Annotated in this window: 14 protein-coding genes; 11 read left to right on the top strand and 3 right to left on the bottom strand. The window is 61.0% G+C overall.

The features are described from left to right. The first annotated feature begins 6 nt into the window (after positions 1–6). Both cysW and M5C56_RS24910 read left to right on the top strand, forming a co-directional pair. Complete coding sequence (gene cysW / locus M5C56_RS24905; RefSeq protein ID WP_103496012.1) at positions 7–879, top strand: sulfate ABC transporter permease subunit CysW; 873 nt, start codon at positions 7–9, stop codon at positions 877–879. 3 nt (positions 880–882) lie between these two features. After that, positions 883–1872: a sulfate ABC transporter ATP-binding protein gene (locus M5C56_RS24910; protein WP_103496011.1), complete on the top strand. Its 990-nt coding sequence runs from the start codon at positions 883–885 to the stop codon at positions 1870–1872. A gap of 178 nt (positions 1873–2050) precedes the next feature. On the opposite strand, the gene M5C56_RS24915 is transcribed toward M5C56_RS24910, so the two are convergent. Beyond that, positions 2051–2575, bottom strand: coding sequence for an Mpo1-like protein (locus tag M5C56_RS24915; RefSeq protein ID WP_103499031.1), 525 nt, complete (start codon positions 2573–2575; stop codon positions 2051–2053). Positions 2576–2661: 86 nt separating this feature from the next. On the opposite strand from M5C56_RS24915, the gene M5C56_RS24920 reads away from it, so the two are divergent. After that, positions 2662–3348 (top strand): Crp/Fnr family transcriptional regulator, encoded by a 687-nt coding sequence (locus M5C56_RS24920; RefSeq protein WP_103499032.1) that lies wholly within the window; start codon positions 2662–2664, stop codon positions 3346–3348. A 58-nt stretch (positions 3349–3406) separates the two neighbouring features. Here M5C56_RS24920 and M5C56_RS24925 read toward each other — a convergent pair whose 3' ends face one another. Next, positions 3407–4411: an AraC family transcriptional regulator gene (locus M5C56_RS24925; RefSeq protein WP_103499033.1), complete on the bottom strand. Its 1005-nt coding sequence runs from the start codon at positions 4409–4411 to the stop codon at positions 3407–3409. Between the two features lie 96 nt (positions 4412–4507). Between M5C56_RS24925 and M5C56_RS24930 the strand changes: the two genes are divergently transcribed. Further along, complete coding sequence (locus M5C56_RS24930) at positions 4508–5581, top strand: fatty acid desaturase (protein WP_103499034.1); 1074 nt, start codon at positions 4508–4510, stop codon at positions 5579–5581. 16 nt (positions 5582–5597) lie between these two features. Here the strand turns inward: M5C56_RS24930 and M5C56_RS24935 are convergent, their stop codons facing one another. Continuing rightward, a complete protein-coding gene (locus M5C56_RS24935) occupies positions 5598–6506 on the bottom strand; it encodes a LysR family transcriptional regulator (protein WP_103499035.1) in 909 nt (302 codons plus the stop codon). A 408-nt stretch (positions 6507–6914) separates the two neighbouring features. Between M5C56_RS24935 and M5C56_RS24940 the strand changes: the two genes are divergently transcribed. From M5C56_RS24940 to M5C56_RS24970, 7 genes are all read left to right on the top strand, one after another. Continuing rightward, the gene (locus M5C56_RS24940) at positions 6915–7238 is read left to right on the top strand and encodes a hypothetical protein (RefSeq protein ID WP_103499036.1); all 324 of its coding nucleotides are present in this window, start codon (positions 6915–6917) and stop codon (positions 7236–7238) included. A 488-nt stretch (positions 7239–7726) separates the two neighbouring features. Further along, positions 7727–8545 (top strand): energy transducer TonB, encoded by an 819-nt coding sequence (locus tag M5C56_RS24945; protein ID WP_103499037.1) that lies wholly within the window; start codon positions 7727–7729, stop codon positions 8543–8545. Positions 8546–8588: 43 nt separating this feature from the next. Beyond that, positions 8589–9314 (top strand): MotA/TolQ/ExbB proton channel family protein, encoded by a 726-nt coding sequence (locus M5C56_RS24950; protein WP_103499038.1) that lies wholly within the window; start codon positions 8589–8591, stop codon positions 9312–9314. Between the two features lies 1 nt (position 9315). Next, positions 9316–9717, top strand: coding sequence for a biopolymer transporter ExbD (locus M5C56_RS24955; protein WP_100942624.1), 402 nt, complete (start codon positions 9316–9318; stop codon positions 9715–9717). A 313-nt stretch (positions 9718–10030) separates the two neighbouring features. Further along, entirely contained in the window at positions 10031–10612 is a 582-nt protein-coding gene (locus M5C56_RS24960; RefSeq protein WP_103499039.1) for an alpha/beta hydrolase, read from the top strand. A 57-nt stretch (positions 10613–10669) separates the two neighbouring features. Next, positions 10670–11575, top strand: a complete 906-nt coding sequence (locus M5C56_RS24965; protein ID WP_103499040.1) for a sigma-54 dependent transcriptional regulator — start codon at positions 10670–10672, stop codon at positions 11573–11575. Positions 11576–11725: 150 nt separating this feature from the next. Then, on the top strand, positions 11726–12508 hold the full coding sequence (locus tag M5C56_RS24970) for a MetQ/NlpA family ABC transporter substrate-binding protein (RefSeq protein ID WP_103499041.1): 783 nt from the start codon (positions 11726–11728) through the stop codon (positions 12506–12508). Positions 12509–12685 lie beyond the last annotated feature (177 nt).

Consider the following 12685-nt stretch of genomic DNA (forward strand, 5'->3'; position numbering starts at 1 on the left):
CGGAACATGTCCCAATCGTCTATTTCCGCCGCGTCCTCGGCCAACGCCGCCCGTCGTGGCAGCGCCGTGTCGCGACGTATCCTGATCAGCCTTGGCTGGCTGGTGTTCTTCCTGTTTCTGCTGCTGCCGCTGTTTATCGTGGTGTCCCAGGGCTTGAAGAATGGCCTCGGCGCGTTCTTCAGCGCGATCCTTGAGCCCGATGCGTTGTCGGCGTTGAAGCTCACGGTGATCGCCGTGGTGATTTCGGTGCCGCTCAACGTGGTGTTCGGGGTCAGCGCCGCCTGGTGCGTGAGCAAGTACTCGTTCCGCGGCAAAAGCATCCTGGTGACGCTGATCGACCTGCCGTTCTCGGTCTCGCCGGTGATCGCCGGTCTGGTCTATGTATTGATGTTCGGCGCCCAGGGCTTCTTTGGCCCATGGCTGGCGGATCACGATATCCAGATTGTCTTTGCTCTTCCGGGCATCGTCCTGGCGACCATCTTCGTCACCGTGCCGTTCGTCGCCCGTGAGCTGATCCCGCTGATGCAGGAGCAGGGCACCCAGGAAGAAGAGGCCGCGCGCCTGCTGGGCGCCAACGGCTGGCAGATGTTCTGGCATGTCACCGTGCCGAACATCAAGTGGGGCCTGATCTACGGCGTGGTGCTCTGTACCGCCCGGGCCATGGGCGAGTTCGGTGCGGTGTCGGTGGTCTCCGGGCACATTCGCGGGGTGACCAATACCCTGCCGCTGCACGTCGAGATCCTCTACAACGAATACAACCACGTGGCCGCGTTCGCCGTGGCGAGCCTGTTGCTGATCCTGGCGCTCTTCATCCTGCTGCTCAAGCAGTGGAGCGAAAACCGAATCAACCGCCTGCGCGCCGCTGCGGCGGAGGAATAAGTCATGTCGATCGAAGTCCGTAATGTCAGCAAGAACTTCAACGCCTTCAAGGCCCTGGACCGCATCAACCTGGATATCCACAGCGGTGAGCTGGTGGCGCTGCTCGGCCCGTCCGGTTGCGGCAAGACCACCCTGTTGCGGATCATCGCCGGGCTGGAAACCCCGGACGAAGGCAGCATCGTGTTCCATGGCGAAGACGTCTCCGGCCATGATGTGCGGGATCGCAACGTCGGTTTCGTGTTCCAGCACTACGCGCTGTTCCGTCATATGACGGTGTTCGACAACGTCGCCTTCGGCCTGCGTATGAAGCCGAAGAACCAGCGTCCGAATGAAAGCCAGATCGCGGTCAAGGTCCATGAACTGCTGAATATGGTGCAGCTCGACTGGCTGTCCGACCGTTACCCGGAGCAGTTGTCCGGTGGCCAGCGCCAGCGGATCGCCCTGGCTCGGGCCTTGGCGGTGGAGCCCAAGGTGCTGCTGCTGGATGAGCCTTTCGGCGCGCTGGATGCCAAGGTCCGCAAGGAGCTGCGGCGCTGGTTGGCGCGGCTGCACGAAGACATCAACCTGACCTCGGTGTTCGTGACCCACGACCAGGAAGAAGCGATGGAAGTCGCCGACCGTATCGTGGTGATGAACAAGGGTGTGATCGAGCAGATCGGCTCTCCGGGCGAGGTGTATGAGAATCCGGCCAGCGATTTCGTTTATCACTTCCTCGGTGATTCCAACCGCCTGCACCTGGGGGACGACCAGCATGTGCTGTTCCGGCCCCATGAAGTGTCGCTGTCGCGCCATGAACTGGAAGACCACCATGCGGCCGAGGTACGTGATATCCGTCCGCTGGGCGCGACGACCCGGGTGACCTTGAAGGTTGAAGGCCAGAGCGAACTGATCGAAGCCGAAGTGGTGAAGGACCACGACAGCCTGATCGGCCTGGCGAGGGGGGAGACCTTGTTCTTCAAGCCCAAGGTCTGGCAGAAGCAGGCGAGTCTCTAAGGGCACGACGGACCCCGTAGGCGCCTGGCTTACCAGCGCAGCTTTTGGTGGTCTTGAGGGCCCTTTCGCGGGCAAGCCCTGCTCCTACAGTGTCGTGTCGTACACAAAATGAGTGAACGACAGAAGACTGTAGGAGCAGGGCTTGCCCGCGAAGAGGCCTTTACAGGCGCCGGCTATTTCAAACGGCCGTCCGCTTCTCCCGCAACCGCACCGCCCCCACCCGCGCCTCGATCTCATGCTTGAGGCCTTGCCGCAGCCCGAGCAAAAACAACAGCTCCGCCACCACGAACAACGGCCCGACGATCAGCCCGCTGAGATCGTCGACAAACGCCGGCTTGCGCCCTTCGTAGTAATGCCCGACAAACTGGATCGCCCAGCCGATCACGAACAGGCCGATTCCGCTCGCCAACCACGCCAGCGTGCCCTGCGCCGCAAGGATTTGGCCCACCCAAACGGATAGGCTGAGCAGCACCGTCATCAGCAGTCCGAGGGCCAGTTCCAGGCGCAGATAAAACACCGCCGAGACCACCGCCAGAAGCACCGCGGGACTGATCCCGAGCCCGGCCACCGGCCATTGCGGCCGTGACAGCAACACCGCCACGGCGACCACGATCAGGGGAATGCCGATGAAGTGGCTGGCGATATTGCGCGGGTCACGGTGATAGTCCGCGTATTGACTGAGATGCTCGACGAGGTTTTTCATTGTTATTCCTCCTGTAGGGTGATGGGATCATGCCCTGCGTGAAATTTTTACTCTGTCAGCTACACGACAATTGTCTCGGAGTTCTCATGGATGTATCTGCCTGGCGCTCGCGCCTGCTGACCGGACACTGGTTCAACCATCTGCCCGCTCACTTGCAGGATAGCCTGCTCGCCGCCGCCAAGGGCCGACGCCTGACGCCTGGCCAGCGCCTGTTCCAGCGCGGCGATCCGCCGTGCGGGCTGTACGCGGTGCTGGAGGGGTCGGTCAGGGTCGGTGCCGTCAGCGAGAAGGGCAAGGAAGCCTTGCTCGGGGTGATGGAGCTGCCTTACTGGTTCGGCGAGATTTCCCTGTTCGATGGCCTGCCGCGGACCCACGACGCTTATGCCGTTGGACATACCATCCTGTTGCAGGTGCCCCAGGACGTGTTGCTCAAGTTGCTCGACGAACACCCGGAATACTGGCGGCAGTTCGCCCTGCTGATGAGTCAGAAACTGCGCCTGACCTTTATCGGCCTGGAACAGTTGAGCCTGATGCCGGCACCGGCGCGCCTGGCGCATCGGCTGTTATTGATTGCCGAAGGCTATGGGGAATTGAACCGTTCACGGCAATTGCTCGAGGTGTCCCAGGAGCAGTTGGCGGCGATGTTGTCGCTGTCGCGCCAGACCACCAACCAGATCCTCCAGGATTTCCAGCAGCAGGGGATTCTGCGCACCAGCTATGGCGGGATCGAGATCCTCGATCTGGAAGGGCTGCGGGCTACGGCCAGCGCCTGAACGGCCCCGTTAGTCCAGGCTGAGCGAGATTCCTGTGGTGATCTAGCATCGAGGGGGCTCAGCGCAGCCCGTCGCGAAACTGCCCCGGGGTGATCCCGGTCCAGCGCTTGAACGCCCGGCTGAAGCTGCTGGTGTCGGCAAAACCCAGCAGATAGCTGACCTCACTCAGCGAACACTGCGGATCACGCAGGTGCAGCAGCGCGAGGTTCTCCCGACATTCGTTGAGCAGGGTGTCGTAGCGTGCGCCTTCATCGGCCAGGTGCCGTTGCAGGCTGCGCAGGCTCAGGTGCAGCGTCTGGGCGATGCGTTCCGCCGACGGTTCGCCTTCCGGCAACTGGGCCTCGATGGCTTCACGCACGCGGCGTTCCCAGGTCAACGGCTTCAATTGCGCCAGGGTCCGGTTGAGCACCGTCTCGTTGTGCTCGGCCAGTTCCGGGTTGGCGTCGTCCAGGTGACTGTCGAAATCGCTGCAGGCGAACTCCAACCGGTCCTCCTCGGCGGCGAAGAACACTGGCGCGCGGAATACCGTGTGCCAGGGCGTCGGATCGGCCGGTTCCGGGCGTCGCAGATACACCGCCAACGGTGCGTAGTCGCGGCCCAGGCGGTTGCGGCAGGTGCGCACATAGATCGAAACAAAGGCATCAATGGCTTCGGGTGCCGGTGCCGGGCTGTCCTTCGGCACTTGCAGGCGAAAACGATAACGTTCGCCCTCGCGGCTGAGCTCCAATCCCAGGGCATCGCTGACCACTTGGTGATACCGCACGATCCGTTCGAACACCTCGCGCAGGCTGCCGCTGGCCACCAGTGCGTAGCCGAGGGCGTGGAAGGTGGTCGGACTGACAAAACGCGAGACCCGCAAGCCGATGGCCGGGTCGCCGCTGCTGGCCACGGCCAACTCCCACAGGCGGGTGGTGGCCGACAGTGGGTAGCGGGCGTTGGGGTCATCCATCAATTGCGGGTCGAGCCCGGCTTGGTGGCACAGGGCGGCGCTGTCGAGGCCCAGGGCGTCGAGCTGCTTGCGCAGGGCGCGGGTCCAGCTGGAGAGCGAGGTCGGTTCAGGCATGTTGGCGTATCCGGTCAACGGGTTGGCGTTCGCGGCTACGACCTCTGATGCTGCAACGGCGCAGGATACGAACATCAATAACCAGAGGATGGAATCATGGATGGTGTTTGCGCAAGTCCCGAACGCATGAATGCACAACAACGATCCGCCTATATTCGTGAAAAGGTCATGGCCCGCGGCGTCGAGTTGCGCCGGCGTTACCCGCTGTTGAACCATCAGGACGCCCTGGGCACGGGCATTCTGGCGTTTGCCCTGGCCGGCATGATTGGTTCGGCGGTGCTTTATGTGGACGGTTATCTGGCCGGATGGGCGTGTTTGTTACTGAATGCTTTTTTTGCCTCGCTGACCCACGAGCTGGAACACGACCTGATCCACAGCATGTATTTCCGCAAGCAGCGGGTGCCGCACAACCTGATGCTGGCGCTGGTCTGGCTGGCCCGGCCGAGCACCATCAACCCCTGGATTCGGCGCCATCTGCACCTCAATCATCACAAGGTTTCCGGTACCGAGGCGGACATGGAAGAGCGCGCCATCACCAATGGCGAGCCGTGGGGGATTGCCCGCCTGCTGATGGTCGGCGACAACGTCATGTCTTCGCTGATCCGCATGCTGCGGGCCAAGACCTGGACCCACAGTTTCAGCATCCTCAAGCGCACACTGAGGGTCTATGCGCCACTGGCGTTGCTGCACTGGGGCGCGTGGTACGTGTTTCTCGGGTTCCACGCGGCCAACGGGATCGCCGGTCTGCTGGGCAGCTCCATCGACTGGTCGGCCCATACCCTGGCGGTGATGCAGGTGATCGATATCGCGGTGGTGGTGATCATCGGGCCGAATGTACTGCGGACCTTCTGCCTGCATTTCGTCAGTTCGAACATGCACTACTACGGGGATCTCGAGGCGGGCAATGTGATCCAGCAGACCCAGGTGCTCAATCCCTGGTGGCTGTGGCCGTTGCAGGCGTTCTGTTTCAACTTCGGCAGTACCCACGGGATTCATCATTTCGTGGTCAAGGAACCGTTCTATATCCGCCAGATGACCGCGTCGGTGGCGCACGAGGTGATGGCCGAGATGGGCGTGCGCTTCAATGATTTCGGCACCTTCGGGCGGGCCAACCGGTTTGTCCGGCCGGAGCGTGCGGGCGTGCAGGCGGTGCAACCGGCGCGGGGGTAAGAAGGCTCGCGGCGGCTCAGATCTTTTGTGTATCGACCGCGACCAGGGTCTCGATCATCGCCCGCGCCGCCGGTGACAGGCGAAACCCGGTGCGGCTGACGATGCCGCAACGGCTATGCAGGCTTTCGATGTTATGGGGCAGGTTGCGCCAGTGCAGCCGTACCAGCGAGCCCTGTTCCATGTCCTCGATAAAGGCCTCTTCGGTGCCCATGCCAATGGCATCGGACTGGCGGACGATCTTCACCAGCGCCGGGTAATGTTCGGTCTCGATACTCGATGAGAAGTCCTTGCGACCGCTCAGGTTCGCCAGCAATTTACGTACGCCGGGGGCTATCAGGGCACTTGCCAGCGGGTAATCGAACAGGTCGTTGGTCGACAGGCTTTCCTTGGCCAGCAATGGATGCCCAGGGCGGCAGAAAAACACCCCACGACGGGGTGTCAGCGCCCGGGTCTGGAAATCCGGATCGGCCTCGAAATGGCGGATATCGGCGATAAAGAACTCGATCTCCTCGCGACCCAGGCTACGGCTGAGTTTTTCCCAATTCTCCACTTGGAAACCGGTACGCACTTTCGGATAGGCATCGATAAATCGGGCCGTGGCTTCGGGGACCAGTTTCACCGCCGAGGCGGTGTCGCAACCGAAGCGCAGCTCGCCGGCATCGAGCTTGGTCATCTGGATCACTTCGGCACTCAACAGGGCGGCGCCCTGCACCAGGGTCAGGGCATGTTGCAGCACCACCTGGCCTTCGGGCGTCGGGCGCAGGTCCTTGTGGCCACGCTCCACCAGCACACAACCGAACTCCTGCTCCAAGCCCTGGATACTGCGGCTGAAGGCTGGTTGGGTGATGCCCATGGCGTCCGCCGCTCGAACAAAACTGCGGTGTTCGTTGAGGGCGATGAAGTAGCGCAGCTGGCGAAGATCCATAAGCTTTCCCTGCATCCGGAAAATGACCCGTAGGCATTGGCGACGAGTGGGGCTTGAGGTTTTAAATGGCGACTGTTATTCCGTCAATGGATAGTTATTGTGTTTCTTAGATCTATTTAGAATATTCATAGAGCGTTGTTATGCGCCGCTCTATTCTCAACGGTGTGAGCCTTAGCCTGTCTCGAACCTAGGCGAGTTGGTTACATACCCAAAAGAGCGGGTTATAAGGGCAGGGTCAAAAGAGTAAGTTATTCACAATGCTCATGGTTCATATAGCCAATCAATTGAGAAATAACCGGTGGTGCAATTGGACAGGCGTTACAAGTCCAACCATGCTGGGTGTCGTGAGTTTCAGGAGAACCTCACTTTCAGTGGAAGAGTGTATTAACGACATAAGGAGAACGCATCATGTCGAGCATCAATGGAACTTATGTAAACGCCAACTCTGACGCCAGACTGGTCGTGACCGACGGTAACGACTCGAACGGTTCCTTCAGCGGGCAGATCACCCAGGCCGGTGTGAACTACAACGTGACCGGCCACTACCACTTCCAGAACAGCACCGGCCAGCCCACGATCATTGCCTTCACTGGCTACAATGATGGTCACGGCTATGTCACCTTCGCCGCCTTCTCGCCCGACCACAATTACGGGCGACTGAGAGCGAGCGGCTCACGCAGCACCTTTGACGGCCAAGTGGTCGGTCTGGGTGGCGAGTTCGTCAAACAGTAATAAAGGCAACACAATATACTGCCAGGCCAACGAACGGGTGAGTGGCTGAAACTGCTCATCCGCTCGAAGTACTGGCGGTATGTTTTGTCGTGTTTGTTAATGATCAAATACGCACTTTTATTGTTTAAACTTCCCTCTTTCTTACGGTCAAATCCTTCTTCTTGTTGCCGGGTCATCTGCGCAGTTATCAGTGCGCTGATCGCCGCTGCGTGTTTGAAATTCGACAGGCAAGTGGCGGTTTCGGGCCTTGAAGGCATGCCCTGAGCGAATATTTTCGATGCCTGAAAGGCATGGCTTTTCGAACGATGGGCTGCAGCCCTTGAAACACGCGGTCTTGAGCGGATCAGCGGAAATCGATATTCATTTTTGTTCTATGTATAACTTTAAAGATTACTTTAAGGCCTAAGCAGCCTCCGTGGATCATCGGCACCTCGACGTCGCCAAGCGCGTTTCGACGATTTTTTGCTGAAGACCGCAGGAGTTATTCAATGGGCAATGTCCAGACCGCTGCCAGTGCACATGAGGTGCGCAGGCACCCGGCACCGGGTGGCGAGTTGGTTGACCTCGGCCGGCCCCATCGCGCGCCGCTGGGGCAGTTGCGTCTGCAGAAAGTGCCCAAGGGCATCCTCAGCCGACGCGAGGCGATCTTGCTCGGTGTGTTCGCGCTGGTGCTGCATGGCGCGGTGATCTACTGGCTGAGCCAGAAGGAAACCCCGGTGCTGCCGGTGGTGCCGCCGGAAATCCCACCGATGACCATCGAGTTCTCCCAACCGGCTCCGCCCGTGGTTGAACCGCCGCCTCCACCCCCTCCGCCTCCGCCGCCCCCACCGGTGGTCGAGCCGCCGCCGCCAGTGGTCGATGAGCTGGCGGTCAAACCGCCGCCGCCCAAGCCGGTGCCCAAACCCAAGGTCAAGCCGGTGCCCAAGCCTGAGCCGAAGCCCCTGCCCAAGCCGGTCGAGCAACCGCCCGCGCCGCCAAAGCCAGCGGCTCCGGTAGCGCCACCGGCACCGCCGACGCCGGCACCGGTGACCCCGGCTTCGGCCAGCGCCGCGTACCTGAAGAACCCGGCGCCGGAATATCCGCAGCTGGCTCAGCGTCGCGGTTGGGAAGGCACGGTCTTGTTGCGGGTGCAGGTCCTGGCCAGCGGCAAACCGGGCGAGATCCAGATTCAGAAAACCAGTGGTCGCCAGCAACTCGACGACGCCGCGCTGGCAGCGGTCAAGCGTTGGAGCTTTGTCCCGGCCAAGCAGGGCGATGTCGCCCAGGTCGGCTGGGTCAGCGTACCCATCGACTTCAAGATCCACTGATCGGCACCCAACGCGCTAAACGCTTCCACAGAGGGAACACATCATGACGTTACTGGCATCTCCACTCCAATCCATCGAAAGCGCGGTGATCTGGCTGCTGGTGGTTTTCTCCGTCGCCACCTGGGGCCTGGCCCTGCTCAAGGGCGTGCAGTTCGGCCGCCTCAAGGCCCAGGATCGCAAGTTCCACAAACAGTTCTGGGCCGCTTCCAGCCTCGACTCGGCCGCCGAGCTCAGCGAAACCCAACCGGGCGCAGCCGCTCGCGTGGCCCAGGCCGGTTATGCCGCGATCCAGGTCGGCGATGCGCCCCACGCGGCGGATCTGAGCCAGGCGATCAATCATCAGGACCGTCTCGAACGTGCCCTGCGCCAACAGATCGTGCGGGAACGACGCTCCCTGGAAACCGGCCTGGCGGTAGTCGCCAGTATCGGCAGCACCTCGCCGTTCATTGGTCTGTTCGGCACCGTGTGGGGGATCATGGAAGCCTTGAAAGGCATCAGCGCCGCCGGGTCCGCGAGCCTGGAAACCGTTGCCGGTCCGATCGGTGCCGCGCTGGTGGCCACCGGTGTCGGGATCGCCGTCGCGGTGCCGGCGGTGCTGGTTTACAACTATTTCCTGCGTCGTCTGAAGCTCACCGCCGCCGACCTCGATGACTTCGCCCATGACTTCTACAGCCTGGCGCAGAAGAGTTCGTTCCGCGTGCTGATCCACCCGACGGCGAACAAAACCGCCGCCCAGGGCGGTGCGCAGAAAGTGAAGGAGGCGTCCTGATATGGCCTTCTCGACCCAGGACAGCGATGAGGTATTGAGCGAGATCAACGTCACGCCGCTGGTGGACGTGATGCTGGTGCTGCTGGTGGTGTTTATCGTCACCGCGCCGCTGCTGACCAATGCGATTCCGATCAACTTGCCGAAGACCGAAGCCGTGGCGCCGGTGGAGCAGAAGGACCCGCTGGTGGTGAGCATTGATGGCAGCGGCAAGCTGTTCCTCAACAAGGATGAAATCAAGCCCGAGCTGCTGGAGTTCAACCTCCAGGCGGCCAAGGCCAAGGATCCGGACCTGCGGGTGCAATTGCAGGCCGACAACGGCGTGAACTACGGCGAAGTGGCGCGGGCCATGGCCTCCATCGAGCGGGCCGGGATCACCAAACTTTCGGTGATTACCGCGCGCTGAACGCAACAGATCCTCGAGTTTCTTGGGCCGTCTCCTTGGCAGGGTGCGGCCCTTTTTTATTTCCACGGAGCAACTGGCAAATGCAGAACCTGTGAGCCGGCTTGCCGGCGATGGCGGCTGGATAGTCGATGCAGGACTTACGGGCCTCATCGCCGGCAAGCCTGCTCCTACAAAGGATTCGCGTCGACAAGGAGTGATTCGCAGGTCCTTATATTTCTTTATGGTCTTAATAAATAGCTTCTTATTCCTTAACGAATATAACTCTCCTCCCTATACTCGATCGGGAACGCAAACGCTGGAGGAGGTGTACCCCATGCGCAACGAGTCGATTCGTTATCTGATCGTGCCGGGCTGGCAAGGATCGCCAGAAGATCATTGGCAAACCCACTGGCAGAACAGCCTGCCCAACAGTGCGCGGGTGGAGCAGGCCGACTGGCTGACGCCGCGCCGCGAAGACTGGGTCGCGGCCCTGGCCGAAGCCATTGCCGCGGACGATACGCCGGTGATCTTGATTGCCCACAGCCTGGGTTGCATCACCGTTGCCCACTGGGCGCAAACAGCGCCGTTGCACCTGCTGCGCCAGGTCCGTGGTGCATTGCTGGTGGCCCCGGCCGATGTCGAGCGTCCCGCCTGCGCCCCGGCCTTGCGTAACTTTGCGCCGATTCCGAGCGACCTGCTGCCGTTTCCGAGCCAGATCGTCGCCTCCGACAACGACGCCGCCGTCAGCGCCCCGCGGACCCTGGAACTGGCCCGCGACTGGGGCGCGCAAGCGAGCATCCTCAGCGGTGCCGGGCATATCAATGTGAAGTCCGGTCACCAGCGTTGGGAACAGGGTTTTGCCTACCTGTACCGCCTGCAGACCCGAATGGAACAGCATTCCCTGCGTCGCGCCTGAATTCTTTCTTTTGCTTGAACGCCCACTGCCATTGGTGGTTTGGGGCGGGAGCCTGCCATGAGCCTGCATGAAACCTTCGGTCAGCCGCTGCTGACCTTTCCCGATTCGGAAAAAAGCCCACTGAGCATTCGCGCCAAGGCGCTGGTGTTCGTCGACCCGCGTTCGCGGCAACTGCGTGAAGAACTCGAAACCCTGGCGCCCAAGTCGGTGCCGGTATTGATCCGTGGCGAGACCGGGACCGGCAAGGAGTTGCTCGCCCGGCATATCCACCGCGCCAGCGACCGCCCCGGGTTGTTTGTTTCGGTGAACTGCGGCGCCATCAGCCCGACCTACGCCGATGCCGAACTGTTCGGTTATGCGGCGGGGGCCTACAGCGGTTCGGCCAGCAGTCGCGCCGGCTGGTTCGGCTCGGCCAATGGCGGCACCTTGTACCTGGACGAGATTGGCGACCTGCCGTTGCCGATCCAGGTGAAGTTGCTCGCCGCCCTGGAAAATCATGAAGTCACCCGGGTCGGCGCGCCGCAGCCGAGTCCGGTGGATGTACGCCTGGTGGCGGCCACCAGCATCGACCTGGCCCAGGCGGTGGCGGTCGGTAAATTCCATGAGCGCCTGTATCACTACCTCAGCGAAGGCCGGCTGGAGTTGCCGGCATTGCGCGAGCGGGTCGGCGATATCCTGCCCCTGGCCGAGTATTTTCTCGGTATCTACAGTCAGCGCCTGAGCCTGCCGGTGCCACTGGTCAGCGAAAGTGCCCAGCGTGCTCTGGAGCGTCACAGCTGGCCGGGCAATACCCGCGAGCTGGAGAATGTCATTCACTTTGCCTTGCTGGTCAGCAGTGGCGACGAGATTCTGCCGGAGCACTTGAACCTGCCGGCACCCCTGACCTTGATCGAGCAATTTATCGGTAGCAGTTCCCCTGAGGAACTGGCGGCACTCAAGCGCCTGCTGGATAGTGCTGTATGAACAAAATGGAATATGAAGATGAATAAAAGATATTGTTCTGGAATAAAAAATATCGGTATCTTCTGCCCCACGCCAGCGATATCACTTTACTGGCACCTCTCTCTCAAGGCTGTCGTCGATGACGACCGTGATCTTCGATAAGGACACTGCATGAAAAAGGTTCTGTTGTTTACCGCATTGGCGGCCGCTCTGGCGGCAGGTCTGGCCCAGGCCGGCGAGAAACTGGTCGTGGCGGCAACGCCGATCCCCCATGCCGAGATCCTCGAGCTGATCAAGCCGACCCTGGCCAAAGAAGGCGTGGACCTGGAAATCAAGGTCTTCACCGACTACGTACAACCGAACACCCAGGTGGCCGAGAAACACCTGGACGCCAACTACTTCCAGACCAAGCCGTACCTGGATGGCTTCAATAAAGGCAAGGGCACCAACCTGGTCACCGTGATCGGCGTGCACGTCGAGCCTTTCGGTGGTTACTCGAAGAAAGTCAAAAGCCTGGCTGAGCTGAAAGACGGCGCCACCGTGGCCATTCCGAACGAAGGCAGCAACAGCGGCCGTGCCCTGCTGCTCCTGCAGAAATCCGGCCTGATCACCCTGAAAGACCCGACCAACGCCCTGTCGACGCCCAAAGACATCGTCAAGAACGACAAGCACCTGAAGTTCAAGGAACTGGAATCGGCCCTGCTGCCACGGGTTCTGGACCAGGTCGACCTGGACATGATCAACACCAACTACGCGCTGGAAGCGGGCTTGAACCCGGCCAAAGACGCACTGGTGATCGAAGGTGCCGATTCGCCTTACGTGAATTTCCTGGTAGCTCGTCCGGACAACAAGGACAGCGACGCGATCCAGAAACTGGCCAAGGCCCTGACCAGCCCGGAAGTGAAAGCCTTCATCGCCGAGAAGTACAAAGGCGCGGTATTGCCGGCGTTCTGATTCGCGAAGAACCCCTTCCAAGGTTTGAACGCCGACGAGCAACCAGCGTCGGCGTTTTTTATTGCCCGCTCGGTTGTTTTCTCACTGCTCGGCGCAATGCCATCAACAGCTTCACGATGTCTTGTGGATCGAGCTTTTCCGGCGCTTTTGCCTGAACCATATAGTCTTCCTTGTTAT

Origin of the sequence: Pseudomonas sp. MWU13-2862, from assembly GCF_023242495.1 — a bacterium.
In the GTDB taxonomy this organism is placed as follows: Bacteria; Pseudomonadota; Gammaproteobacteria; order Pseudomonadales; family Pseudomonadaceae; genus Aquipseudomonas; species Aquipseudomonas gingeri_D.

Coding starts and splice junctions, on each gene's coding strand:
- M5C56_RS24945 (WP_103499037.1), top strand. CDS start 7,727: ATGGGCAATGTCCAGACCGCTGCCAGTGCACATGAGGTGCGCAGGCAC.
- cysW (WP_103496012.1), top strand. CDS start 7: ATGTCCCAATCGTCTATTTCCGCCGCGTCCTCGGCCAACGCCGCCCGT.
- M5C56_RS24955 (WP_100942624.1), top strand. CDS start 9,316: ATGGCCTTCTCGACCCAGGACAGCGATGAGGTATTGAGCGAGATCAAC.
- M5C56_RS24930 (WP_103499034.1), top strand. CDS start 4,508: ATGGATGGTGTTTGCGCAAGTCCCGAACGCATGAATGCACAACAACGA.
- M5C56_RS24970 (WP_103499041.1), top strand. CDS start 11,726: ATGAAAAAGGTTCTGTTGTTTACCGCATTGGCGGCCGCTCTGGCGGCA.
- M5C56_RS24920 (WP_103499032.1), top strand. CDS start 2,662: ATGGATGTATCTGCCTGGCGCTCGCGCCTGCTGACCGGACACTGGTTC.
- M5C56_RS24940 (WP_103499036.1), top strand. CDS start 6,915: ATGTCGAGCATCAATGGAACTTATGTAAACGCCAACTCTGACGCCAGA.
- M5C56_RS24915 (WP_103499031.1), bottom strand. CDS start 2,575: ATGAAAAACCTCGTCGAGCATCTCAGTCAATACGCGGACTATCACCGT.
- M5C56_RS24960 (WP_103499039.1), top strand. CDS start 10,031: ATGCGCAACGAGTCGATTCGTTATCTGATCGTGCCGGGCTGGCAAGGA.
- M5C56_RS24965 (WP_103499040.1), top strand. CDS start 10,670: ATGAGCCTGCATGAAACCTTCGGTCAGCCGCTGCTGACCTTTCCCGAT.
- M5C56_RS24910 (WP_103496011.1), top strand. CDS start 883: ATGTCGATCGAAGTCCGTAATGTCAGCAAGAACTTCAACGCCTTCAAG.
- M5C56_RS24935 (WP_103499035.1), bottom strand. CDS start 6,506: ATGGATCTTCGCCAGCTGCGCTACTTCATCGCCCTCAACGAACACCGC.
- M5C56_RS24925 (WP_103499033.1), bottom strand. CDS start 4,411: ATGCCTGAACCGACCTCGCTCTCCAGCTGGACCCGCGCCCTGCGCAAG.
- M5C56_RS24950 (WP_103499038.1), top strand. CDS start 8,589: ATGACGTTACTGGCATCTCCACTCCAATCCATCGAAAGCGCGGTGATC.